Source organism: Streptomyces sp. NPDC001927 (genome assembly GCF_053594455.1).
The window spans coordinates 15,343-39,903 of the sequence record NZ_JBSFEN010000001.1 but is presented as its reverse complement, the minus strand read 5'-3'; the positions used below and the strand labels follow the sequence as shown (position 1 = coordinate 39,903).

The 24,561-nt window shown below is 71.3% G+C and carries 22 protein-coding genes; 12 read left to right on the top strand and 10 right to left on the bottom strand.

Annotated features, from left to right (window positions below; genetic code table 11):
- Window positions 1-94: 94 nt before the first annotated feature.
- The 6 genes from ACWCO8_RS00170 (at window position 95) to ACWCO8_RS00145 (ending at window position 7,273) form a co-directional block, all read left to right on the top strand.
- A complete protein-coding gene (locus tag ACWCO8_RS00170; RefSeq protein WP_451030173.1) occupies window positions 95-1,246 on the top strand; it encodes a CaiB/BaiF CoA transferase family protein in 1,152 nt (383 codons plus the stop codon).
- A complete protein-coding gene (locus ACWCO8_RS00165; protein ID WP_451030172.1) occupies window positions 1,243-2,385 on the top strand; it encodes an acyl-CoA dehydrogenase family protein in 1,143 nt (380 codons plus the stop codon). Before ACWCO8_RS00170 ends, ACWCO8_RS00165 begins: the two co-directional genes overlap by 4 nt.
- A 42-nt stretch (window positions 2,386-2,427) precedes the next feature.
- The gene (locus ACWCO8_RS00160) at window positions 2,428-3,645 is read left to right on the top strand and encodes an acetyl-CoA C-acetyltransferase (RefSeq protein ID WP_362002622.1); all 1,218 of its coding nucleotides are present in this window, start codon (window positions 2,428-2,430) and stop codon (window positions 3,643-3,645) included.
- Window positions 3,646-3,679: 34 nt separating this feature from the next.
- Window positions 3,680-5,857 carry a 3-hydroxyacyl-CoA dehydrogenase NAD-binding domain-containing protein gene (locus tag ACWCO8_RS00155; protein WP_451030171.1) on the top strand — a complete coding sequence of 726 codons (2,178 nt, stop codon included), beginning with the start codon at window positions 3,680-3,682 and terminating at the stop codon, window positions 5,855-5,857.
- A gap of 145 nt (window positions 5,858-6,002) precedes the next feature.
- Entirely contained in the window at window positions 6,003-6,362 is a 360-nt protein-coding gene (locus ACWCO8_RS00150; protein ID WP_451030170.1) for a hypothetical protein, read from the top strand.
- Window positions 6,359-7,273 carry a hypothetical protein gene (locus tag ACWCO8_RS00145; protein WP_451030169.1) on the top strand — a complete coding sequence of 305 codons (915 nt, stop codon included), beginning with the start codon at window positions 6,359-6,361 and terminating at the stop codon, window positions 7,271-7,273. The genes ACWCO8_RS00150 and ACWCO8_RS00145 overlap by 4 nt, the downstream gene beginning before the upstream one ends.
- Here the strand turns inward: ACWCO8_RS00145 and ACWCO8_RS00140 are convergent.
- Window positions 7,270-8,028: a MerR family transcriptional regulator gene (locus tag ACWCO8_RS00140; RefSeq protein WP_451030168.1), complete on the bottom strand. Its 759-nt coding sequence runs from the start codon at window positions 8,026-8,028 to the stop codon at window positions 7,270-7,272. The genes ACWCO8_RS00145 and ACWCO8_RS00140 overlap by 4 nt on opposite strands.
- A gap of 360 nt (window positions 8,029-8,388) precedes the next feature.
- Between ACWCO8_RS00140 and ACWCO8_RS00135 the strand changes: the two genes are divergently transcribed.
- The 4 genes from ACWCO8_RS00135 (at window position 8,389) to ACWCO8_RS00120 (ending at window position 12,443) form a co-directional block, all read left to right on the top strand.
- Window positions 8,389-9,981, top strand: a complete 1,593-nt coding sequence (locus ACWCO8_RS00135) for an MFS transporter (RefSeq protein WP_451030167.1) — start codon at window positions 8,389-8,391, stop codon at window positions 9,979-9,981.
- 31 nt (window positions 9,982-10,012) lie between these two features.
- On the top strand, window positions 10,013-10,501 hold the full coding sequence (locus ACWCO8_RS00130) for a macro domain-containing protein (protein ID WP_451030166.1): 489 nt from the start codon (window positions 10,013-10,015) through the stop codon (window positions 10,499-10,501).
- Between the two features lie 86 nt (window positions 10,502-10,587).
- Window positions 10,588-11,052 (top strand): hypothetical protein, encoded by a 465-nt coding sequence (locus ACWCO8_RS00125; protein ID WP_451030165.1) that lies wholly within the window; start codon window positions 10,588-10,590, stop codon window positions 11,050-11,052.
- A gap of 14 nt (window positions 11,053-11,066) precedes the next feature.
- Window positions 11,067-12,443, top strand: a complete 1,377-nt coding sequence (locus tag ACWCO8_RS00120) for a hypothetical protein (protein ID WP_451030164.1) — start codon at window positions 11,067-11,069, stop codon at window positions 12,441-12,443.
- A 19-nt stretch (window positions 12,444-12,462) separates the two neighbouring features.
- On the opposite strand, the gene ACWCO8_RS00115 is transcribed toward ACWCO8_RS00120, so the two are convergent.
- On the bottom strand, window positions 12,463-12,846 hold the full coding sequence (locus ACWCO8_RS00115) for a VOC family protein (RefSeq protein WP_451030163.1): 384 nt from the start codon (window positions 12,844-12,846) through the stop codon (window positions 12,463-12,465).
- 109 nt (window positions 12,847-12,955) lie between these two features.
- The gene (sph, locus tag ACWCO8_RS00110) at window positions 12,956-13,945 is read right to left on the bottom strand and encodes a sphingomyelin phosphodiesterase (RefSeq protein WP_451030162.1); all 990 of its coding nucleotides are present in this window, start codon (window positions 13,943-13,945) and stop codon (window positions 12,956-12,958) included.
- 181 nt (window positions 13,946-14,126) lie between these two features.
- On the opposite strand from sph, the gene ACWCO8_RS00105 reads away from it, so the two are divergent.
- Together ACWCO8_RS00105 and ACWCO8_RS00100 are read left to right on the top strand one after the other, a co-directional pair.
- Window positions 14,127-14,615 carry a F0F1 ATP synthase subunit B family protein gene (locus ACWCO8_RS00105; protein ID WP_362002642.1) on the top strand — a complete coding sequence of 163 codons (489 nt, stop codon included), beginning with the start codon at window positions 14,127-14,129 and terminating at the stop codon, window positions 14,613-14,615.
- A gap of 151 nt (window positions 14,616-14,766) precedes the next feature.
- Entirely contained in the window at window positions 14,767-15,642 is an 876-nt protein-coding gene (locus ACWCO8_RS00100) for an oxygenase MpaB family protein (RefSeq protein WP_451030161.1), read from the top strand.
- A gap of 3 nt (window positions 15,643-15,645) precedes the next feature.
- On the opposite strand, the gene ACWCO8_RS00095 is transcribed toward ACWCO8_RS00100, so the two are convergent.
- The 7 genes from ACWCO8_RS00095 to ACWCO8_RS00065 form a co-directional block, all read right to left on the bottom strand.
- Window positions 15,646-17,013 (bottom strand): GH1 family beta-glucosidase, encoded by a 1,368-nt coding sequence (locus tag ACWCO8_RS00095; protein ID WP_451030160.1) that lies wholly within the window; start codon window positions 17,011-17,013, stop codon window positions 15,646-15,648.
- A 47-nt stretch (window positions 17,014-17,060) separates the two neighbouring features.
- Window positions 17,061-17,900: a carbohydrate ABC transporter permease gene (locus ACWCO8_RS00090; protein ID WP_362002647.1), complete on the bottom strand. Its 840-nt coding sequence runs from the start codon at window positions 17,898-17,900 to the stop codon at window positions 17,061-17,063.
- Entirely contained in the window at window positions 17,897-18,865 is a 969-nt protein-coding gene (locus ACWCO8_RS00085; RefSeq protein WP_451030159.1) for a carbohydrate ABC transporter permease, read from the bottom strand. Before ACWCO8_RS00085 ends, ACWCO8_RS00090 begins: the two co-directional genes overlap by 4 nt.
- A gap of 156 nt (window positions 18,866-19,021) precedes the next feature.
- Entirely contained in the window at window positions 19,022-20,344 is a 1,323-nt protein-coding gene (locus ACWCO8_RS00080) for an ABC transporter substrate-binding protein (protein WP_362002649.1), read from the bottom strand.
- Window positions 20,345-20,505: 161 nt separating this feature from the next.
- On the bottom strand, window positions 20,506-21,531 hold the full coding sequence (locus tag ACWCO8_RS00075; protein ID WP_451030158.1) for a LacI family DNA-binding transcriptional regulator: 1,026 nt from the start codon (window positions 21,529-21,531) through the stop codon (window positions 20,506-20,508).
- A gap of 224 nt (window positions 21,532-21,755) precedes the next feature.
- Window positions 21,756-22,742, bottom strand: coding sequence for a hypothetical protein (locus ACWCO8_RS00070; RefSeq protein WP_451030157.1), 987 nt, complete (start codon window positions 22,740-22,742; stop codon window positions 21,756-21,758).
- A 106-nt stretch (window positions 22,743-22,848) separates the two neighbouring features.
- On the bottom strand, window positions 22,849-24,423 hold the full coding sequence (locus ACWCO8_RS00065) for a M1 family metallopeptidase (protein ID WP_451030156.1): 1,575 nt from the start codon (window positions 24,421-24,423) through the stop codon (window positions 22,849-22,851).
- Window positions 24,424-24,561: the final 138 nt, after the last annotated feature.

The following is a 24,561-nucleotide window of genomic DNA, read 5'->3' as shown; positions in this document are numbered from 1 at the left end:
CAAGCGCTTGCTCGGCCTGGGGTCTTGTGCGGAGTGGAACACGTTCCTAGCATCACCGGTGTTACATCATTGGTGTCACATAGCTGGGGGCTCGATGGCGGCGACGACGGCGACGCACCGCACCACCTCGGACGGGCCGCTCTCCGGGGTGCGCGTGGTGGAGCTGGCGGGGATCGGGCCCGGGCCGTTCGCGGCCATGCTCCTCGCGGACCTCGGCGCCGATGTCGTACGCGTCGACCGACCGGGCGGTCCCGGGCTCGGCATCGACCCCGCGTACGACCTCACCAACCGCAACAAGCGCTCCGCCCTCGTCGACCTCAAGGCCGACGGCGGCCCCGCGACCGTCCTCGACCTGGTCGAGCGGGCCGACATCCTGATCGAGGGCTACCGGCCCGGCGTCGCCGAACGCCTCGGCGTCGGCCCCGACGCCTGCCTCGCCCGCAACCCGAAGCTCGTCTACGGCCGGATGACCGGCTGGGGCCAGGACGGCCCCCTCGCCGCGACCGCGGGACACGACATCGCGTACCTCGCGATCACCGGCACCCTCGGCATGATCGGCCCCGACCCGGACGGCCCGCCCACCGTCCCCGCCAACCTCGTCGGCGACTACGCGGGCGGTTCGCTCTACCTCGTCGTCGGCGTCCTCGCCGCGCTCCAGCACGCCCGCGCGCACGGCGAGGGCCAGGTCGTCGACGCCGCCATCGTCGACGGCTCCGCGCACCTCGCCACCATGATCCACGGCATGCTCGCGGCAGGCGGCTGGCAGGACCGGCGCGGAGTCAACCTGCTCGACGGCGGCTGCCCGTTCTACGGCACGTACGAGACCTCCGACGGCGGATACATGGCCGTCGGCGCCCTGGAGCAGCAGTTCTACGACGAGTTCGTCCGGCTTCTCGGCATCGAGGACCTCGCCCCCGCCCGCCGCGACTTCGGCCGCTGGGACGAGCTCCGTACCGCCGTCGCCGCCCGCTTCCGTACCCGTACGAGAGACGAGTGGACGGCCGTCTTCGCGGGCAGCGACGCCTGCGTCGCCCCCGTGCTCTCGCTGCGCGAGGCCCCCGCCCACCCGCACCTCGCCGCCCGGGCCACCTTCGTCGAGCACGGCGGCCTCACCCAGCCGGCCCCCGCGCCCCGCTTCTCCGCCACCCCCGGGACCGTCCGTACCGGCCCCGCGCTGCCCGGCGCCGACACCGACGAGATCGCCCGCGACTGGGCCGTCCCCTCCCTGAAAGGCCAGGAAGCATGAAGCGCCTGCTCTACACCGCCGACCACGAGGACTTCCGCGCCACCGTCCGTACCTTCCTCGCCAAGGAGGTGCTGCCCCACTACGAGCAGTGGGAGAAGGACGGCATCGTCGCGCGCGAGGCCTGGCTCGCCGCCGGGCGCCAGGGGCTGCTCGGCCTGGCGGTGGACGAGGAGTACGGAGGCGGCGGCAACCCCGACTTCCGCTACAGCGCCGTCCTCGCCGAGGAGTTCACCCGGGCGGGCGCGCCCGGCATCGCCCTCGGCCTGCACAACGACATCATCGGCCCGTACCTCACCTCGCTCGCCACCGAGGAGCAGAAGCGCCGCTGGCTGCCCGGCTTCTGCACGGGCGAGCTGATCACGGCGATAGCGATGACCGAGCCGGGCGCCGGCTCCGACCTCCAGGGCATCCGGACGAGCGCCGAGGACCGGGGCGACCACTGGGTGCTCAACGGCTCCAAGACCTTCATCTCCAACGGGATCCTCGCCGACCTGGTGATCGTGGTCGCGAGGACGACGCCCGAGGGCGGGGCGCACGGGCTCTCGCTGCTCGTGGTCGAGCGGGGCATGGAGGGGTTCGAGCGCGGCCGGAACCTGGACAAGATCGGCCAGAAGTCCCAGGACACCGCCGAACTCTTCTTCCACGACGTCCGCGTCCCCAAGGAGAACCTCCTCGGCGAGCTGAACGGCGCCTTCGTCCACCTCATGACCAACCTCGCCCAGGAGCGGATGGCCATCGCGGTGGCCGGCATCGCCGCCGCCGAACACCTCCTGGAGATCACCACCCGGTACGTGAAGGAGCGGGAGGCCTTCGGGCGCCCGCTGGCCAAGCTCCAGCACATCCGCTTCGAGATCGCCGAGATGGCGACCGAGTGCGCCGTCACCCGTACGTTCCTCGACCGGTGCATCGTCGATCACTCGAACGGGGAGCTCGACGCCGTCCACGCCTCGATGGCCAAGTGGTGGGCGACCGAGCTGCAGAAGCGCGTCGCCGACCGGTGCCTCCAACTGCACGGGGGGTACGGCTACATGGCCGAGTTCCCGGTCGCCAGGGCGTTCACGGACGGCCGTATCCAGACCATCTACGGCGGCACGACCGAGATCATGAAGGAGATCATCGGACGTTCCCTGCTGGGCTGACTTCCCCTCCACCCTCATCGCTGAATCGTTGAAAGGCTGCTCGTGAGCACCGAAGCGTATGTGTACGACGCGATCCGCACCCCGCGCGGTCGGGGCAAGGCCAATGGCGCCCTGCACGGCACCAAGCCCATCGACCTGGTCGTCGGACTCATCCACGAACTCCAGGGCCGCTTCCCCGGCCTCGACCCGGCCGCCATCGACGACATCGTCCTCGGTGTCGTCGGCCCGGTCGGCGACCAGGGCTCCGACATCGCCCGGATCGCCGCCATCGCGGCCGGCCTGCCCGACACCGTCGCCGGCGTCCAGGAGAACCGCTTCTGTGCCTCCGGCCTCGAAGCCGTCAACATGGCCGCGATGAAGGTCCGCTCGGGCTGGGAGGAGCTGGTCCTCGCCGGTGGCGTCGAGTCCATGTCGCGCGTCCCGATGGCCTCCGACGGCGGCGCCTGGTTCGCCGACCCGATGACCAACTTCGAGACCGGCTTCGTGCCCCAGGGCATCGGCGCCGACCTCATCGCCACCATCGAGGGCTTCTCGCGCCGCGACGTCGACGAGTACGCCGCGCTCTCCCAGGAGCGCGCCGCGGCCGCCTGGAAGGACGGCCGTTTCGACCGCTCCGTCGTCCCCGTCACGGACCGGCGCAGCGGCCTGGTCGTCCTCGACCGCGACGAGCACATGCGCCCGGGCACCACCGCCGACTCGCTCGCCGCCCTCAAGCCCTCCTTCGCCGGCATCGGCGACATGGGCGGCTTCGACGCGGTCGCGCTGCAGAAGTACCACTGGGTGGAGAAGATCGACCACGTCCACCACGCCGGCAACTCCTCCGGCATCGTCGACGGCGCCTCGCTCGTCGCCATCGGCTCCCGCGCCGTCGGCGAGCGGTACGGTCTGACGCCCCGCGCCCGGATCGTCGCCGCGGCCGTCTCCGGCTCCGAGCCGACCATCATGCTCACCGGACCCGCCCCGGCGACCCGCAAGGCACTCGCCAAGGCCGGTCTGACGATGGACGACATCGACCTGGTCGAGATCAACGAGGCCTTCGCGGGTGTCGTGCTCCGCTTCGTCAAGGACATGGGCATCAGCCTGGACAAGGTCAACGTCAACGGCGGCGCCATCGCGCTCGGCCACCCGCTGGGCGCCACCGGCGCGATGATCCTCGGCACGGTCGTCGACGAGCTGGAGCGCCAGGACAAGCGCTACGGCCTGGTGACGCTGTGCGTCGGCGGCGGCATGGGCGTCGCCACCATCGTCGAGCGCGTCTGACCGTCCGTCCCACCAGCCTTACGGAGAAGCAGCAATGAGCAGCCAGAGCACCACCATCCGCTGGGAGCAGGACGAGACCGGCGTCGTCACCCTCGTCCTCGACGACCCGAACCAGTCCGCGAACACCATGAACCAGGCGTTCAAGGACTCGATCGCGGCCATCGCCGACCGCGCGGAGGCCGAGAAGGACTCCATCCGCGGCATCATCTACACCTCCGCCAAGAAGACCTTCTTCGCGGGCGGCGACCTCAAGGACATGGTCCGGCTCCGCCCGGAGGACGCCCGGCTCGCCTTCGACACCGGTACGGAGATCAAGCGCTCCCTGCGCCGCATCGAGACCCTCGGCAAGCCCGTCGTCGCCGCGATCAACGGCGCGGCCCTCGGCGGCGGTTACGAGATCGCCCTCGCCTCCCACCACCGCGTCGCGCTCGACACCCCCGGCTCCAAGATCGGCCTGCCCGAGGTCACCCTCGGCCTCCTCCCGGCGGGCGGCGGCGTCACCCGCACCGTACGCCTCATGGGCATCGCCGACGCCCTCCTGAAGGTCCTTCTCCAGGGCACCCAGTACTCCCCGCAGCGCGCCCTGGAGAACGGCCTGGTCCACGAGGTCGCGGCCACGCCCGAGGAGATGCTCGCCAAGGCGCGCGCCTTCATCGACGCCAACCCCGAGTCGCAGCAGCCCTGGGACGTCAAGGGGTACAAGATCCCCGGCGGAACGCCGTCGAACCCCCGGTTCGCCGCCAACCTGCCGGCCTTCCCCGCCAATCTGAAGAAGCAGCTGAACGGCGCGCCCTACCCGGCCCCGCGCAACATCCTCGCCTGCGCCGTCGAGGGCTCCCAGGTCGACTTCGAGACCGCGCTGACCATCGAGGCCCGCTACTTCACCGAGCTGGTCACCGGCCAGACGGCGAAGAACATGATCCAGGCCTTCTTCTTCGACCTCCAGGCCGTCAACTCCGGCGCCAACCGCCCCCAGGGGATCGAGCCGCGCCGCGTCCGCAAGGTCGCCGTCCTCGGCGCGGGCATGATGGGCGCCGGCATCGCCTACTCCTGCGCCCGCGCCGGCATCGACGTCGTCCTCAAGGACGTCTCGGCGGAGTCCGCGGCCAAGGGCAAGGCGTACTCCGAGAAGCTGTGTGCCAAGGCCGTCTCCCGGGGCCGTACGACCCAGGCGAAGGCGGACGAACTCCTCGCCCGCATCACCCCGACGGCCGACCCGGCCGACCTCGCGGGCTGCGACGCCGTGATCGAGGCCGTCTTCGAGGACACCGCGCTCAAGCACAAGGTCTTCGAGGAGATCCAGGACGTCGTCGAGCCGGACGCGCTCCTCTGCTCCAACACCTCGACACTGCCGATCACCGTCCTCGCCGAGGGGGTCTCCCGCCCGGAGGACTTCATCGGCCTGCACTTCTTCTCCCCGGTCGACAAGATGCCGCTCGTGGAGATCATCAAGGGCGAGCGCACCGGCGACGAGGCGCTGGCCCGCGCCTTCGACCTCGTACGGCAGATCAAGAAGACCCCGATCGTCGTCAACGACTCGCGCGGCTTCTTCACCTCGCGGGTGATCGGGCAGTTCATCAACGAGGGCGTGGCCATGGTCGGCGAGGGCGTCGAGCCCGCCTCGATCGAGCAGGCGGCGGCGCAGGCCGGCTACCCGGCCAAGGTCCTCTCCCTGATGGACGAGCTGACCCTCACGCTGCCGCGCAAGATCCGCAACGAGACGCGGCGCGCGGTCGAGGAGGCCGGCGGCACGTGGGCCGGGCACCCCTCGGACGCGGTCATCGACCGGATGGTCGACGAGTTCGGCCGTACGGGACGCAGCGGCGGCGCGGGCTTCTACACGTACGACGAGACCGGCAAGCGCGTCGGCCTCTGGCCGGGCCTGCGCGAGCACTTCGGGCGCCCGGACGTGGAGATCCCGTTCGAGGACATGAAGGAGCGGATGCTCTTCTCCGAGGCGCTGGACTCGGTCCGCTGCCTGGAGGAGAACGTCCTGACCTCGGTCGCCGACGCCAACATCGGCTCCATCATGGGCATCGGCTTCCCGGCGTGGACCGGAGGCGTGCTCCAGTACATCAACGGCTACGAGGGCGGCCTGCCCGGCTTCGTGGCACGCGCGCGTGAACTGGCGGAGAAGTACGGCGACCGCTTCCAGCCGCCGGCGCTGCTGGTGGAGAAGGCGGAGCGGGGCGAGGTCTTCACGGACGCGTGACGCGTGACGTTGCTCGGCTCGGCTGAACGGCCCCGCCGCGTCACCCCTCGATCATCCGATCGAGGGTCGCGGCGGGGCCGTTGCGCGCGGGGCCGGGCCGGGTGCACCGGGGCCGCTTACGCTCGCAGCCGATCAAGGAGGTCGGATGCGGGTGAAGACCGGTCGCTGGTTCCGGATCGCCAGACTTGCCCTGCTCAGCACGTGCGGCGTCGCCCTGCTCACCGGGTGCGACCCCGACAAGAAGGAGCCGGTGGACCCCACGCCCTCGGTCGTGACCGAGGAGACGTCCGAGGACACGGACGAGGAACTCGACGAGGATCCGGGCGGGGACACTCAGCCCACGGGCGACGGCGACCCCTCGATCGCGCCGCCACCGCCCCCGCCGACAGCCACACGCACCGACGACGACGGCCCGACCAGCGCGCCGAGCCCCAGCCTGGTGCCGGACAGCCCCAAGCCCCAGCCGCCCGTCCCGCCGGAGCAGCCCGATCCCGACGGCACGTGAGCGAGCCCGAGGAGCAGCCGCCGCACGATCAGGAGGCCGTGCGGCAGGCCCGGGGGAGCGATCCGGCGAGCGGGAACGACCCGACAAGCCCTACCGCGCTTCTGAAGATCGTGATCGCGCAAGGGACGTTCATCGCCGCCCTCATGTTCTACCTGGGGGCGATGTACACCAGCACCTTCTTCGCGTACTTCCATCTCTCGCTCAGCGCGCTCGACCTGGGCTTCGGCGAGCAGGTGACGCAGAGCCTCCACATGCTCAAGCTGGAGGCCCTGGTGGCCATCGGCGTGATCGTGCTCCTGGTTTCCGGCCCCTGGTTCGGGGAAAAGGCCCGCGCGAGCGGGGGATCGGCGTCCCGCGAGCCCTCCCGCGCGGAGGTCCTCGCGAGCCGACTGCAACTCCCGGTCGTACTCACCGGGGTGGTCCTGCTCGCCCTGTGGACCGAGATCCAGCCCTACGGGTGGGTCGCCCCGCTGATCATCGCGGCCGGGCTGCTGATGGGGCAGTTCCGTGACGCGAGCGGGCGACGGCCGCAGGGATTCCGGCGCCGGGCGCTGCCGGTCTTCGCGGCCGGTGTCTTCGCCTTCTGGGGGCTCACCCAGGTCACCGTGCAGACCGCCGAACGGGACGCACGGTCCCGCGCCCGCCATGTCACCGAGTGGCCCGGCGTGATGCTCCTCAGCAGCCATCGGCTGGCCTTCCCCACCGGTGAGGTCACGAAGGACCTCCTACCGAGCGGGGTGCGCCATCGTTACCGCTACACCGGACTGCGGCTGCTCCTAGAACGCGACGGGCGGTACTACGTCGTGCCCCTGGGGTGGGACGTGGACCGCGACGCGATGTACGTGATCCGGGAGAGCGACGACCTGTGGATCGGCCTGACCCCCGGCACCCTTCCGAAGCTGCTCGGCTAGTCGGCCTCCTCCGCCGCCGGCTCCTCCGTACCGAACGCCTCCCGCAGCTCCTCCCGCAAGGACCGCTGGAACGCGGTCACCAGGGCCTGGATCACCATCGGCTGCATGTGCGCGGAGAGCGACTTCATCGCGGCGACGTGGTCCGGGTCCTCGGCGCTCTCGCGGTACGGGTTCCACACCTCGTCGCGGAAGAGCCGGGAGAGCTCGTGGGCGGCCGCGCGGGCGTGTTCGAGGAGAACCGTGCGGGAGGCGAGGATCGTCTCGTGGGCGATGGGGACGTCGAGGAGCTCGACCCCGAGTCGCAGCAGCGTGGCGTCCAGCCGGAAGACCTCCGGGTCGGCGCCCTTGTCGAGGACGCCCATCGCGGCGAGCCGGTCGACGTCCGCGTCGGCGAGCGCCCGCCCGGCGCGCCGCTCCAGCTCGCGCCGAGTGATCTCCTCGGCGGACTCGGGCGCCCAGGAGGCGACGAGCGCGCGGTGGACGGCGAGGTCCCGTGCGCTGAGGTCGGGCGGCAGCTGGTGCAGATACCGCTCGATGGCCGCGAGCGTCATCCCCTGCCGCTGAAGCTCCTCGATCAGAGCCAGTCGGGAGAGGTGGTCGGCTCCGTAGCGCCCGACCCGGCGCGGCCCGATGACCGGCGGCGGCAACAGCCCCTTGGTGCTGTAGAACCGTACGGTCCGCACGGTCACACCCGCCCGCGCGGCCAGCTCGTCGACGGTGAACGTCGACGCGTGCTCCTCGGTCTCGGTACCCATCGGAGACGCCTCGCTTCCGGTGCCGTGCCGTTCCCTCTATGCCATCGGTGCAACAGTATTGCTGTCTCACTGGTGTTGTAAAAGCGTCAGGCGGCTTTGCCGGCGGCGCGATGCCCCGTGCGCGGCGTCGGCAGGGTCCGTTCTGGCCTGGCCCGATGCCCGACCTCGATTTCCGGCGCGAGGATCTTCGTCGTCGCCGGAGGACCCGAGGGAGGGGATGTCTGGTCCATCGGCTTCTCCCCGGCCTGGTGGTCGTCGAAGACCTGAGGTCGCCGGCGACGGCGTCCGTATGCCGTTGCCGTCGTCGCGTGTGGGTGAGCCCGGCATGCAGGTGGGGCGGTCCAGGGTGATCATCCGTACATGGCAGGCACTTCCACATCCTCCGGTCCGGCCGCCGGCGCGGGCTCAGGGGCTCCGCGCCAGAATCTCGCCCTGGCGGCGATGCTCTTCGCGGTGTCCATGACGTTCATCGATCAGACCATCGTGTCGATCGCCGCGCCGAACATCACCTCCGAGCTCGGCCTCTCCGCGTCCGGGATGCAGTGGGTCGTCAATGCCTATCTGCTCGCCCTCGCCGCGTTCTTCGCGCTCGGCGGGCGGCTCTCCGACCTCTTCGGGCACCGGCGGATCATGCTGGTGGGCACCGTGCTCTTCGTCGTCTCGTCGGTGCTGTGCGGCTGCGTTCCCGACGACGACTTCGCGCAGACGTGGCTCATCGTCTTCCGCGCCACCCAGGGCCTGGGCGCCGCCCTGATGTTCCCGGCGGCACTGGCCGTCGTCATCGCCGTGTTCCCCGTCGAACGACGCGGCCGGGCGCTGGCTCTGTTCTTCGGTCTTTCCGGCGCCCTGACCGCCCTCGGCCCCCTGCTGGGCGGCTGGCTCACCCAATGGACGTGGCGGGCGATCTTCTGGGTCAACGTGCCGGTCGCCGTCATCGCGATCGTGCTCACGGTGATGGCCCGGATCCCCGAGAGCCGGCGTCGGGAGCGCCTCGACGTCGTCGGAGCCGTACTCGTCGCCGCCGGCATGGGGCTGAGCGTGCTGGGCTTCCAGCAGGCCTCGGCCTGGGGCTGGAGCAGCGTCGCGACCTGGGTCTGCGTCGTCGGCGGTCTGGCGGTCCTGGTGCTCTTCTTCGCGTACGAGCGGCGGACCGTGCACCCGCTGATCAACTTCGAGGTCTTCCGGGACCGGGCCTTCACCGTCGACAACCTGGTGCTGTTCTTCGCGATGCTCGCGTTCGTCCCGGTGTTCTTCTTCGCGTCCGTCTACGCCCAGGTGTCGCTGAGCGCCTCGGCCAACCAGGCCGCGCTGTACCTGCTGTACTTCTTCCTCGGCTTCGGCATCGCCTCCCAGTGGGGCGGCAAGATCCTCGACAAGCGCGGCGCCCGCCCGGCGATGAAGATCGGCTGTGCGCTGGGTGCGGTCGGCTTCTACCTCTGGGCGGAGAAACTGACCGACCTGTCGATGCACGACCAGTGGCCGTACGCGGCCATGGCGGGCGCCGGCATCGGATTCCTGCTGGCCCCCGCCTCCACCGACGCGGTCAACCGCTCCATTGGCGCCTCGTACGGCGAGGTCACCGGTATCACCCAGACCGTCCGCAACTACGCGGCCGCCATCGGAATGGCCGTGCTCGGCACCATCCTGACCCACGTCTCCACGGACCGGATCACCACGACGCTCCAGCAGCGCGGTCTGCCGCCCGCCGAGGCGGAAGAGACGGCCCGCCACGTCGCGGAGGCCGTCACGGGCCACCCGGACGGCCGGGCCCCCACCGGCGACGGCCCGGTGGCGAAGGCCCTCCAAGGCGCCGGAGACGCGATCCGCATGGACTTCGCCGAGGCCAACCAGTGGGTCTTCTACGCCATGGCGATCGCCCTGGCCATCGCCTTCCTGTGCGCCCTCGCCCACCCCGGCACCCGGGTCACCAAGGAACAGCCGGCACAGAACTGAGACTGTCAGTGGTGGCTCGTACCTTGGGAGCATGACGGGGACGGGGATCACGTACGTACGGGGGGACGCCAGCGCGCCGCAGGGCAAGGGCGTCAAGATCATCGCGCATGTCTGCAACGACCTGGGCGGCTGGGGCAAGGGGTTCGTCCTCGCGCTGTCGCGGCGCTGGCCCGAACCGGAGCAGGCCTACCGCGCCTGGCACCGGGAGCGGGCGCGGAACGACTTCGGGCTCGGGGCGGCCCAGTTCGTCCAGGTCGAGCCGTACGTGTGGGTGGCCAACCTGGTGGGGCAGCGCGGGATACGGACCGGGCGGAGCAGTGGTGTGCCCGTGCGGTACGAGGCCATTGACGCGGGGCTCGCGCGGCTTGCCGTGAAGGCGGAGGAGTTGGGGGCCTCCGTGCACATGCCGCGGATCGGGTGCGGGCTTGCGGGTGGGAAGTGGGCGCTCGTCGAGCCGTTGATAGTGGAGCGGCTGGTCGGGCGGGGGATCGGGGTCACCGTGTACGACTTCGAGGCGTAGGCGGTGGCCCGCGCGGCGCCTGGCGTGTACCTGCCGCTAGAGTCACATGCTTGTTCGACCACGGGGTTTGCTGACAGGGGAGGGTCATGTACACGGAACTCAGGGAGACGGCCACGGAGTTGGCCGCGGTCCTGTGGCGGGAGCACACCGTGTACCGGGAGCGCGGGGGCGGTGTCGTGATCCGGGGGGAACACGTGGAGCGCTGGATCAGTCTGGCCCCGACCGGTGGCAGGAACCAGGCGCGGCTGCGCGCCGGCCGCCTCCTGGACGGCGGCACCACGGCACCGGCCCGCTCGGAGATCGTGGTCGACCTCTCCGTCGGTACGACCGAGCTGGCCGCGGTCTGCCGCCGCCTGCTCGCCGACGTCGCCGCCGCGGAGACCCGGCCGCCCAGGGCCCGTACCGAGCGCCCCGCCAAGAGCAAGGGCAGAAGCGAGGACCAGGCCCCTCGGCCCCGGAAGAGACGTCACACGGGCCTCGCCTCATGGGCGGTGCTGATATGCGTCGCCGGTGTCGTCGGACTGTGGGCCTACAGCACTTTCGGCGGGTAGGCACCGTGGCCGTCGTGGAGAGGCAGCGCAGCTACGGCGGGGTGATGGTGGGCCACCTGCTGCTCGCCGTCGTCCTGTGCGCTCCCGGCCCCATCGGGCTCGTCGCCGGAGGTGTCGCCTGGAGCCACGGGGAGGACTGGGCCTGGATCGCGCTCGCCGCCGGACTGGCCGTCTCGGCACCCATCCCCTTCATGGCCCGCACGACCGCACGCAGGCAGTTCCCCCGGATCACCCGCCGGGACACGGCCGAGGACGAGGACGTCGTCCCGTACGGCGAGCACACCTTCGTCCTGTGGGCGCCGGAGTCCCCGCGGGGCCACCCGCAGGCACGGCTGGAGCGGGCGGACGTCCTGGAGGCCTCGCTCGTGCGGTACAGCCCCGAGGGCGAGGCGACCTTCACGACCTACTCGGGCACGTACACCCCCGACGAGTTCACGCCCCTGGTCCGTCTGAAGCTGCGGGTGCGCGACGAGGAAGGGCCCGACGGCGCCGGGGAGTTCGAGGTCACGGACGAGTGGCGGGTGCCCTCCGTCTGTCTGTCGGCGGTCACCGCGGGCCGCCTGGCCGTCCTCGTCGACCCGGCCGGCAAGGTCACCCCGCTCTGGCCGCGCAGCACCCTGCTCGCGGGCACCAGGACCGGCAGGGTCATCGACCTCGACGGCCGGACGACGGACATCACCCGGTTCACAGGGCGCCAGTTGCGGCAGATGCGGATCTCCCGGGACGTCGGCGGCATCGCGATGGCCGGCGACACGATCGACCTCCGTCGCCTCGACGCGGCCACGGCGGCGCGCTACACCGCCGTCGCCGAATGGGCCCGAACGTTTCCCGAGGAGCGCGCACCGGTGACCGAGCCGGGCGAGGAGTCCCGGTGGATCGTGGACAGCCTCCCGGGCGATCCGGCGGCCTTCGGCTCCGTCAGCCGGCGCTGGTCGCGCCGCGGCGGAGTCCTGGTCCGCGGCCGGTTCCTCAAGATGAGCCCGACGGACACCTTCCAGGACCACGGGCCGGTCCTCGACACGGTGCTGCGCATCCAGCCCGCCGACGGCACACCCCCGTTCGACGCCGCCCGCCGGCTGACCGTCCCCGTGAACTACCTCGCGGTCCTGCACCGCACCAAGGACGTCGTCCTGTACGCGAGCCCGAACGGCGGCGCGTACGTCATCGACTGGTCCCGCACCAACCTCCTCGCCGGCACCACCGAGGCCACGGTCATCACCCCCGACGGCCGGGAGCTCCCCCTCACGGGCCGCCCCGACGCGATCTGGGCCCTGATGAATCTGCTGGCCACCCACGGCCTCTCGACCCTCACCCCCGTCCTGGATCTCCGCCGGCACCGGATGCGCGCGGTGGCCGGGGCGGTGATGGACGCGCTCGCCGCCCGGCCCTAGGCACTGGGCGCGGACGACGTCAGAGGGCCTGCAGTCGGGCCCGCAGGAGGCAGAACGCGTTGCCTTCCGGGTCCTCCAGGACGTGCCAGCTCTCCTCGCCGGTCTGGCCGACGTCGGCGGGCCTGGCACCGAGGGCGAGCAGGCGCTCCAGTTCGGCGTCCTGGTCCCGGTCGGTGGCGTTGACGTCGAAGTGCATCCGGCGCGGCCCGGTCCTGGGCTCGCTGCTCGGGCTGAGGACGAGCGTGGGCCGCGCGCCGCCGGGTCCGGCGTCCGGCGGCCCGATCTCGATGCTGCCGTCGTCCTCGCGGACGAGCTCGACGTAGCCGAGCACCTCGCTCCAGAACGCGGCGAGCCGCTCGGGGTCCGCGCACTCGATGACCAGCTCACTGATGCGGCATGCCATGCCGGCCAGTGTAGGGACGCCGGCCCGGGGCTCAAGGACGGCTCGTCCTCGAACCCCGGGCCGGTCGGGCAAGCTCGGACCAGGTCAAACAAGGTCAGACCGGATCAGGTCAGTACGCCGTCACCGGGTAGTGGTCCGACAGGTTCGTGTACGTGTACTGCGTGCCCCAGCTGGAGACCGTCCAGGGCGCGCTCTGCTCCAGGACCACGTTGTTGGTCCAGTTCGCCGGGCGCGCGTTGCCGGAGCGGAAGAGGACGTAGTCGAGGTCCTCGCGCGGGTCGTCCGGGTAGCGGTAGGAGGCGATCGAGTTCAGCTCGGTGTCGAAGGAGTACGGGTGACCGGTACGCGCGTCCGCGCCCACCAGGCCCGCGTCGGCGAGCATCGTGCCGTACTCGGAGGTCCGCGAGTCGACGTTCATGTCGCCGGCCACGATGACCTGCTCGTTCGCCGGGATGTTCTTGCCGTCGAGGAAGGCGTCCATCGCCTTGAACTGGCGGCTGCGCATCTGCGCCGCCTCGCCCGCCGAGCAGCCCGGGTCCGTGGACTGGGCGTGCGTACCGACGACGTGGACCTTGGTGCCGTTCACGTTGAGGACGGTGTAGACGAAGCCCTTGTTCGAGTACCAGTCCGCGCCGCAGGCGTCCTTGTAGACGTACTGCTCCTTGCGGACGATCGGCCACTTGCTGAGGATCGTCACGCCGCCGTCCTCGGGCGTCGTGGCGGAGTACGCCCCGCTGGTCGCGTCCCAGCCGCTCTTGCTGCGGCCCATGACGGGCGTCTGGTACGGGTACTGGGCGGACGAGTTCGCCTTGAGCGCGTCCGAGGAGGAGTTGTCGAAGGCCTCCTGGATCACGACCACGTCCTGGCCCTGGTAGAAGGACGCGGCGGGTATCGCCTTGGCCCGGTGGTCCTGGCCCCAGTTGGGGTAGAGCGTCTTGCTGAACAGGAAGGCGTTGTACGTGAGCACCTTCAGCCGGGGCGTCTCGGCGGCGGAGGCGGCGGACGCTCCGGGGGCGGTCGCGGCGAGCGTGGCGGCGGCGAGCGCGCCGGACACGGCGGCACCGAGGAATCTGCGGTGGAGCGGGGCGAGCGGGGACACAGGATCTCCCGATTCTGAGTGGGGGTTCGACCGGCGACGCACATGCAATCAGCCCTAGTTACCTTCCGGTAGCCGTTGGATGCCGGGAATCTTGCGAGCCCGGCACGAACATGCCAACTCTGCCGTCAACTCTCGTCCTGATGCCTGAATTGTCGCTTCTTGGACCAGGTAAGATGCGCGCATGACCCTCGCGCAGAATTCGACGATCTTCGACATGGACCTCGGTCCGCTCAACCCCGTCACGGCTGAGCTGATCCTTGGCGTGGTGCTGTTCGCCCTGACCTTCCTGATCCTGGCCAAGGGCATCCTGCCGAAGATCAACCGCACCCTCGCTCAGCGCGAGGACGCCATCGCGGGTGGCGAAGACCGCGCCGAAGGCCTCCGTGCCCAGGCCGCGGAGATCCGCGAGCAGTACGAGGCCGAGCTGGCCGAGGCGCGCCACGAGGCCGCCCGCATCCGTTCGCAGGCCACCGAGGAGGGCGCCGCCGCCATCGCCGCCGCCCGTGCCGAGGGCACCCGCGAGCGCGAGGCCATCCTCGCCGCCGGTACCGCCAGCATCGCCGCCGAGCGCGAGTCCGCCGAGCGCGAGCTCAACCAGGACGTCGAGGCCTGGGCCCGCGCCCTGGCCGGCCGCATCGTCGGCGAGCCGGTCGGCGCCGACCGCGCCTGACGGACAGCGCCGTACTGCACCACGCAGCACCGCACCACGTGATCGGGGCCGCGCCCCGGGCCGACGCCCGGGACGCGGCCCCGATCTTTTGTGCCCTTTGCCGGAAAGGCCCGGAACGGGGCAGGCTGAGTACGTGAGAGGAACCGCCCGCATGACCGCACCGCACCCGGCCGAGACGCCCCAGCCGCCGCCCGCCGGCGGTGTCCTCTGGAGCGTCGCCGGGGACGTCCGGGGGCTCCTCATGCTGCCCGCCGCCCTCGCCCTCCAGGTCGCCCACCCCGCCGTCGGCGCGGGCGTCGACGAGCACTCCGTCTTCCGCACCGACCCCTGGGGCCGGGGCGAGCGCTCCCTGCGCTCCGTACAGCTCTGGGTGTACGGCGGCGAGGCCGCGGCCGAGGAGGGGCGCCGGCTCCGCAGACTCCACCGGGACATCCAGGGCGTCGACGCCCACGGCCGCCGCTACCACGCGCTCACCCCGGCCCACTACTCCTGGGTGCACGCCACCGGCTTCCCCGTCTACCACCACGGCCTGCGCCTGCTCTACCGCCCGCTCACCGAGGCCCAGGAACGGCAGCTCTACGCCGAGTGGCTCCAGGTCGGCCGCATCCTCGGCATCCACGACCGGGACATGCCCCAGACGGTCGAGGAGTTCTGGCCGTACTTCCGCAAGAGGCTCGACGAGCTGGAGGCCACCGCCGTCCTGCGCGAGCTGACCGCCGTCGACCAGCCCGTCCCGCCGCCCGACCGGGGCCCGCTGCCGCTGCGGCTGCTGCTCAGGCTCCTGTGGCCGGTACTCCTTCCCCGCCTCGCCCGCTTCCGCGCCTTCGTCACCGTCGGCCTGATGCCGCCGGAAGCCCGCGAGGCCATCGGCCTGGAGTGGACCGACGAGCAGGAGCGCCGGCTCCGCCGCTTCGCCCGGGTCGTACGGGCCGTCGTGCCCGTACTCCCCGAACGGCTGCGCTACCTCCCCCTCGCCCGAAAGGCGCGCCAGGAGGCCCGGCGCCAAGCCGCGTCCGCCCAGCGCTAGCGCTCAGCGCGCCAGGCCCCCGCGTCCGATGACCTCCGCGTACCAGCGCGCGCTGTCCTTCGGCGTACGGCGCTGGCTCGCGAAGTCCACGTGCACGATCCCGAACCGCTTGCCGTAGCCGTAGGCCCACTCGAAGTTGTCCAGGAGCGACCAGAGGAAGTACCCGCGCAGGTCGACGCCTTCGGCGAGCGCGCGGTGCGCGGCCGCCAGGTGCGCGTCGAGGTACGCCACCCGCTCGGGGTCGTGGACCTCGCCCTCCGGGTCGGCGTAGTCGTCGTACGCCGCGCCGTTCTCGGTGATCAGGAGCGGCACCCCGGGCAGCTCGTCCCGGAGCCGGACCAGCAGCTCGTACAGCCCGTCCGCGTCCACCGGCCAGTCCATCGCCGTACGCGGCCCCGGCGCGGGCTCGAACCGCACCATGCCCGGCGCGCCGGGGTACGGCGACGGTGACTCCGAGACACCGGCGCCCACGATGGTGGGCGTGTAGTAGTTGATGCCGAGCGAGTCGATCGGGGTCGAGATCGCCTCCAGGTCGCCGTCCCGGACGAAGGACCAGTCCGTGATCCCCGCCGTGTCCTCGACCAGGTCGGCCGGCAGGCGGCCGTGGAAGACCGGGTCGAGGAAGATCCGGTTGGCGACGGCGTCGATCCGGCGGGCCGCGTCCGCGTCCTCGGAGGAGGAGGACAGCGGCCTGATCGAGTGCAGGTTGAGGGTCAGCGAGAGCTCGGCCGAGGCGGGCACGGCCGCGCGCAGCGCCTGGGCGGCCAGGCCGTGGGCCAGGTTGAGGTGGTGGGCGGCGCGCAGCGCGGCCGCGTCGTCGGTACGGCCCGGGGCGTGCACACCGGAGCCGTAACCGAGGAAGGCCGCGCACCAGGGCTCGTTGAGGGTCGTCCAGGTGGTGATCCGGTCGCCGAGCGCCTCGGCGGCGAGCCCCGCGTACTCGGCGAAGCGTTCCGCCGTCACCCGCTCCGGCCAGCCGCCCGCATCTTCCAGCTCCTGGGGCAGGTCCCAGTGGTACAGCGTGGCGACCGGCCGGATCCCGGCTTCGAGCAGCTCGTCCGCCAGGCCCCGGTAGAAGTCGAGGCCCTTCTGGACGGCCGGGCCGCGACCGGTCGGCTGGACCCGGGACCAGGAGAGGGAGAACCGGTAGTCGGTGAGGCCGAGCTCCTTCATCAGGGCCACGTCCTCACGGACCCGGTGGTAGTGGTCGGCGGCGATGTCACCGGTGTCGCCGTTGCGCACCTTGCCCGGCGTACGGCTGAAGGTGTCCCAGATGGACGGGGTGCGGCCGTCCTCGGTGGCGGCCCCCTCGATCTGGTAGGCGGCGGTGGCCGCGCCCCAGCGGAAGCCGTCAGGGAAGAGAGCGTTCATGGAGGGAGAACTCCTGTGAGAGGAAGAGGGTACGGTCGGCCACCTGCTCAGCCCTTGACGGCGCCCTGCATGATGCCGCCGACGATCTGCCGGCCGAGCAGGCCGAAGACGAGCAGCACGGGCAGCGTGCCGAGCAGGGTGCCGGCCATGATCACGGACTGGTCGTGGACATAGCCGCCGCCGAGCTGGCGGAGGGCGACCTGCACGGTCGGCTCCTGCGAGGACAGCGCGATGATCGGCCAGAAGAAGTCGTTCCAGGCGGCCATGAAGGTGAGCAGCCCCAGCACCGCCATGCCAGGCCGGGCCACGGGCACCACGATCGACCAGAAGATCCGCGCCGAGGACGCCCCGTCGACCCGGGCCGCCTCGATCAGCTCGTCGGGCAGCGACTGCACCAGGAACTGGCGCATGAAGAACACCCCGAAGGCCGAGACCAGACCGGGCAGGATCACGGACTGCAGCTGGTTCACCCAGCCCAGTTCGGCGATGAGCATGAAGAGCGGGATCACGCCGAGCTGCGGCGGGATCATCATCGTGCCGACGGTGATCGCGAGGAGCGCGCCCCGGCCCCGGAAGCGCAGCTTGGCGAAGGCGAACCCGGCCAGGGTGCAGCAGAGCACGGTGCCGACGGTGATGGAGCCGGAGACGATGAGCGAGTTGAACAGGGCCTTGCCGATGTCCGCCTCCTCCATCACCGCCTCGAAGTTGCGCATCAGGTTCGGCCCCGGCAGCAGCGTCGGCGGCACCTGCGCGAGATCGGCGTTGGAACGGCTGGCGGCGACGATCGTCCAGTAGAACGGGAAGGCCGAGACGAGGACGGCGAGGATCAGGACGGCGTACGTGACCCGGCCCCCGCGCCCGGTACGGCCGGCGACACGGGTGGTCACGCGCGGCCCTCCTTCCGTGAACGGCGCCGCACGATCAGGGCGTTGACCCCGACGAGGACGAGAATGAGCAGGAACATCAGCCAGGCGATGGCGGCCGCGCGGCCGAGATGGAAGAAGCCCCAGCCCTGTTCGTAGAGGTAGAGCCCGAGCGTCTGGTACTGGTGCGAGATGCCGCCCGAGATCGACCCCTCGAAGAGCAGGGGCTCACCGAAGAGCTGGGTCGCGCCGATCGTGGAGACGACGGTGGTGAAGACGATCGTGGGCCGCAGCCCGGGCAGGGTGACATGGAAGAACTGCCGCCAGCGCGACGCCCCGTCCATCTCCGCCGCCTCGTACAGCTCGGAGGGGATCGACTGCATGCCCGCGAGATAGATCAGCGCGTTGTAGCCGGTCCAGCGCCAGACGACGATCGAGGAGACCGCGATCTGCGAGGCGACCGTGTTGTTCTGCCAGTCGACGGGGTCGAAACCGACCAGCGAGAGCGCGTAGTTGACGAGTCCGTAGTCGTGCCCGAAGAGCTGGGCGAAGACGAGGGTGGCGGCGGCGACGGAGGTCGCGTAGGGCAGCAGCATCGCCGTACGGAAGAACGTCCGGCCACGGAGCTTGTAGTTGAGCAGATGGGCGAGGCCGAGCGCCATCGCGAGCTGCGGGACGGTGGACAGGACCCCGATGGTGAACGTGTTGCGGAGCGCGGTCCAGAAGAACTCGTCGGTGAGCAGCGCCGTGTAGTTGCCGAAGCCGCGCCACTCCATGTCGCCGGGGGTCTGCAGCTCGACGCGGTAGAGCGAGACGAACGCGGTGTAGAGCAGCGGGAACAGGCCGAAGGCCGCGAACAGGGTGAAGAACGGGGCGATGTAGGCGTACGGGACGAGCGCGGACCGTCTGCGTCGGCGCGCCGGTCCGGAGGGCCGGGCCGGCGACGGCGGGACGGGCGCCGCCGTCGGCCCGGAGGCGGTCAGGGTCACGGTGCGGCCCTTCGGGTCGGATGAGCGGGTGCGATTCCTGCGGGTACGGAGGGGTGGGGGCGGTGGGCCGGAAGCCGGGCCGCCGCCGGGGTGCTGGAACCCCGGGCGCGGCGCCGGCCGCCTGGAGGCCGGAAGCCCGGCCCCCGCCCCCGCGCGTCATCCGACCGCGTTCTCGACACCCTTCTGGGCGTTGGACCACGCCTTCTCGGGCGAGGTGCCCTTGCGCTCGACCTCGCTGAGCGCGTTGGTGATCTGGTCGGCGACGTTCTTGTCGTGGACCCCGAGCACTTGCACCGGGGCGGCCTTGGCCGCGTCGCCGAAGATCTGCCCGATCGGGGCGCCGGAGAAGTACGGGTCCGTCGCCGTCGCGACCTTGGAGATGGCGCCGGTCGAGGACGGGAAGTTGCCCTGCTTCGTGAAGAGCGTGGCCTGCTGCTCGGGGGCGGTGAGCCACTTGATCAGCTCGTACGCCTCCTTCTTGTGCTTCGCCGCGCGCGGTACGGAGAGGTACGAACCGCCCCAGTTCCCGGCGCCGCCGGGCAGCTTGGCGATGTCCCACTTGCCCTTGCCCGCGTCACCGGCCTGGCCCTTGATGTAGCCGAGCATCCACGCGGGGCAGGGGAGCGTCGCGAAGGAGCCGGTGGAGAAGGCCTGGTTCCACTGCGGGGACCACTGGTCCAGCTTGGCGCTCAGCCCGTCCTGGGCGGCCTTCGTCGAGGCGTCCCAGGCGGACTTCACGGCGGGGCTCTCGGCGTAGATGAGCTTCCCGGACGCGTCGTAGTACCGCTCCTTCTCCTGGCCGATCATGACCGCGTAGAGGCTGCCGACGCTGTCCACCCAGGCGCTCTTGGCCGGGGCCTTGGCCTTGTACTGCTTGCCGAGCTCCAGATAGCCGTCCCAGGTGGCCCACTTCTGCGCCAACTCGGTTCGGTCCGTGGGGAGTCCGGCCTGCTTGAAGAGGTCGGTGCGGTAGCACATGGCCTCCGGGCCGACGTCCGTGCCGAGGCCGAGGACCTTGCCGTCCTTGGTGGTCGCGGCGGACCACTTGGCGTCGGCGAACTCGCCCTTCAGCGCGTCCGCGCCGTACTTCGTCAGGTCCTCGAACTTGTCGGCCTGCTGCTGGGTGACGGAGGCGATCCGGCCGACCTCGATGCCCTGGACATCGGCGAGCCCGCCCCCGCCGGCCAGCCGGGTCTGGAGCGACTTCCAGTAGTCCTGCTCGTCCTCGGTGTCGCTCTGCTTGATCGTCACGTTGGGGTGGAGCTTCTCGTACGCGGCGTAGAGCCCGGCCTCCTTGTAGCCGAACGAGCCGAAGAGGTCGACGGTGATCGTGACCTTTCCGCCCGCGCCGTCGGACGTGTCGTCGGATCCACCGGATCCGCAGGCGGCGAGCAGGGCCCCGGTGAGGACGACCGCGCCGATCCGTACGGCTGTGGTCCGTACGGCGGTCGTTCTGGCGGCTCGGGCAGGGGTGCGCATGGGAAGCCTCCGTCTTGAGAGCGCTCTCAGGAATGCGTCTGGAGCGTGCCCCCCAGGCCAGGTTCCCGTCAAGAGTCGAACGCGTAACAGCTCAGCCTACGCCGTGACTTGTCCCCGCTCTTCAGGAGCCGTACGCCGCGAGATCCGACGGGTCGGAAGGGTCAGGCCGAGGCGCGGCGGACCAGTTCGGTCGTGGTGATCACGGGCTCGGGCACGCCCGTACCGTCGAGGGTGCCCATGAGCAGCCGTACCATCAACCGGCCCATGCCCTCGATGTCCTGACGGACCGTCGTGAGCGGCGGATCGGTCGCCTCGGCCACCTGGAGCATGTCGTCGAAGCCGACGAGCGCCACGTCGTCCGGGACGCGCCGGCCGTGTTCGCGCAGCACGCGCAGCGCGCCGGAGGCCATCAGGTCGTTGGCGGCGAAGACGGCGTCCAGATCGGGGCGGCGGCGCAGGAGTTCGGCCATCGCGCGCGCACCGCTCTCCTCCGTGAACGCGCCCTCGGCCACCAGCTCCGGTCCGGATTCGGGCAGTTCGTCACGGTATCCGGCGAGCCGGTCGAGCGACGAGGTCTGGTCGCCGGGGCCGGTGATGTGCGCGATGGTGCGGCGCCCGAGCGCGCGCAGATGGCGCACAGCGTCCCGGGCCCCGCCCCGGTTGTCGCAGTCGACGTACGGCACCGTGGGGTCGCCGACGGCCGTCCAGCCGGGGCGTCCGCCGAAGACCGTCGGCACCTGGGCGCGCCGGACGATCTCCGGGAGCTTGTCGTCGGTGTGCAGCGAGAAGGCGAGCGCCCCGTCGACGTGCCCGCCGCCGAGGTACCGCGCGATCCGCTCGTGGTCGCCCGGACCCTCCAGCCAGAGCAGGACCAACTGGGCGTCGTGAGCGGTCAGTTCGCGACTGATGCCGCGTACCTGCTGCTCGAAGAACGGGTCGGAGAAGATCCGGAACTCGGGCTCGGCGATGATCACGGCGACGGCCCCGTTGCGCCGGGTCACGAGGCTCCGCGCGGCGTGGTTGGGGACGTAGCCGAGCTCGGCGACGGCCTCGCGCACCTTCTCCGCGAGCGCCTCGCGGACCCCGGCGCCGCCGTTGACGACCCGGGAGACCGTCGCCCGGGACACCCCGGCGCGCTCGGCCACGGCTTCCAGGGTCGGGCGCGTCCCGGACGTCGTTTCGCTCAAAGCTGGCTCCCCACGGGCACGATGCTGCGACGGTGCTGACTGCGTCGAGGGTAACCCCTGGTGGAGCGGGCGAGGGAGGAGATCGAAAGCGCTCTCAGGCGGGCGGGGATCAGGCGGGCGGGCTCGGGTCGGCTGGTCGCAGGTCGGTGGGCTCAGGTCGGTGGGCTCAGGTGGGCGGGCTCAGGCGGCTGGTCCCCGGCCGGCCGCGCTCATGCGGGCCCCGCTCAGCGAGCCCGTCGCAGCACGTCCACGTCCGGCAGCGCCCGGTGGCGGTGGTGGGCCGCCGCGACCTCGGCGAGCGCGGGGCGGTCGAGCTCCCGGTACGCGACGGCCAGCAGTTCGCTCGCGTACGCCTCGTGCTCCGCCCGGCCGTACGACGCGCGGTGCAGGTCGCGCCCGAGCACCAGCGCCTCCGCCGGATCGCCCGCCGCCGCCCGCCGAAGGGCCTCGTCGCGAGCCGCACGGGCCGCGTCCGCGTCGTCGAGGAGGTCTTCCATGAAGGTGCCGAAGCGATGGACGTCGGCCGCGCCGTGCGGCGGACGGTCGAGGACCGTCACCCCGGAGACCAGCGCCCCCGCGCCGTCCATGGTCGTGATCCGTGCGCTGTCGACGGGCTGCCGCCGGTACACGTACGCCTCGGAGTACGCGAGCCCCGTCTCCGTACGCTCCCCGGTCTCGAAGCCGGTCAGGACCGCCCGCAGCCGCCCCAGGTCGGCGAGGCGGGCGAGCTCCGCCTCGTCCCCGTCGGCCGCGTAGTCGGCGAGGTCGCGCTCCGCCCGCTCGATCCGGGCCCGTACGGCCTCCAGCGGGGTGCGGTGGCACCGCTCGATCCCGTCGCCGTCGTTCGTGTAGTACGAGGCGACTCCGTCGCACGTGCGCCCGTCGTCGGACCAGAGCCCGAAGTGCAGGCCGTCGGTACCGCCGTGTAGGAAGGTGAGGAACTCCGGCGGATCGCGGTAGTACCGCCCGTGCACCCGGATGTCGAGACCTTCGCGGGGGAGCGCCGACGGGTCCGCGAAGAGGTCCATCACGCCGTACGGCGCGAGCCCCAGGTCCCTCAGCGCCCGGTGCTCGACGGGTCCGAGCGCGGCGAGGAAGTCGGCGAACCGGAAGAAGGAGTCGGGCAGCTCGAGCCCCCACTCCGCGCCGACCCGCCGCGCGACGGCCTCCCGCACCTCCGGGTCCCCGTACCGCTCCGTCTCCACTGCCACCGCCCGCTCCCGCCTGCCGTTCCGTACGGCCGGTGAGCCTACTCGCGGCACACGGACGCGCCCCGCGCCCACCCCTGGGGGCGGCGCGGGGCGCGTACGCGACGGCTCAGTGACCGCCGTGGCCCTCGGGGCCGCCGTGCTCGTGGATCGTGTTCGTCTCCGCGATCTTCTTCCAGGACTTCGGCTGAACAGGCTTCGGCTGCACGGGCTTCGCAGACGCGGCAGGCGCACCGGGAGCGGCCGCCGTCGAACGCGCCGTCCCGGCCGAGATCCCCGACTCGCCCGCCGTCGACGCGGCCGGCTTCACCGGCTCGTACAGCCAGGTGTCGAAGAGCGCGGCCAGCGGCTTGCCCGAGATCCGCTCCGCGTACTTCACGAAGTCCTTGACCTTGGCGTTGCCGTACGCGAACTCCGTCGGCCAGCCCTTCAGGATCGCGAAGAAGTCCTCGTCGCCGATCTCGTTGCGCAGCGCCTGGAGCGCCAGGGCGCCCCTGTCGTAGACGGCGATGTGGAACTGGTTGTCCGGCCCCGGGTCGCCGGGTGCGACCGTCCAGAACGGGTCCTCGGCGGTACGGGTCTGGTAGACGTAGTCCGCCAGCTCCTGCGCCGTGCCCTCGCCCTCCTTCTCCGACCAGAGCCACTGGCTGTAGCGGGCGAAGCCCTCGTTGACCCAGATGTCCTTCCACCGGTCGACCGAGACGCTGTCGCCGTACCACTGGTGCGCGAGCTCGTGGACGACCACGGACACGTTCGCCCCGTTGGAGAACTGACGCGGGCTGTAGAACGGCCGGGTCTGCGTCTCCAGGGCGTAGCCGCTGGTCACGTTGGGAACGTAGCCGCCGAGCGCGTTGAACGGGTAAGGACCGAAGACCTCCTCCAGCCACTCCGCGACCTCGGCCGTCCGCTCGATCGAGGCACGGGCCGCGCCCGCGTTGTCGCCGAGGTCCTTGCTGTACGCGTTGAGGACCGGGAGGCCCTTCGCGGTCTTGTCCGTGGTGATGTCGAACTTGCCCACCGCGAGCGTGGCCAGATAGGTCGCCTGCGGCTTGTTGGAGCGCCAGTTGAAGCGGGTCCAGCCGAGCCGCGAGGACTGCGACTGGAGCACGCCGTTGCTGATGGCCTGCGTGCCGTCCGGCACGGAGACCGAGACGTCGAAGGTCGCCTTGTCCAGGGGGTGGTCGTTGGACGGGAACCACCAGGCGGCCGAGTCCGGCTCCTGGGCGGCCACACCGCCGTCCGGCGTGCGGTGCCAGGCGGTCCAGCCGCCGATCTTCACCTCGGAGGGCTTGCCCGCGTACCGCACGACGACCGAGATCGTCCGGTTCTTCTCCAGCGGGGTCGCCGGGGTGATCTCCAGCTCCTGCTCGCCGCTGGTGGTGAACCGGGCCTTCTTGCCGTTCACCCGCACCTCGCTGACCTTCAGACCGAGGTCGAGGTTGAAGCGGGAGAGGTTCTGCTTGGTGGTGGCGAGGATCGTCGCCGTGCCCTCCAGGAGGTCGGTCGCGGGCTGGTAGGTCAGCCGCAGGTCGTAGTGGGAGACGTCGTAGCCGCCGTTGCCACTGGCCGGGTAGTAGGGGTCGCCGATGCCCGATGCGCCCGGAACGTAGTCGGCGGCGGATGCCGGGATCGCCAGCAGGAGGGACGCCGCGAGTGCGCTCGGAACGACAAGTCTGCGGTGCACGAGAGCTCCAAGTCGGTAAGAAGCATGCATGGTGTTCGGTCCTTAGCGACGCTATTCAGCGCGGTGATGCCCCGTCACGTCCAGAGGACCTCCTTTCACACGATCGCCATTCGGCCGAAACGGACCCTCCGGCCCCAC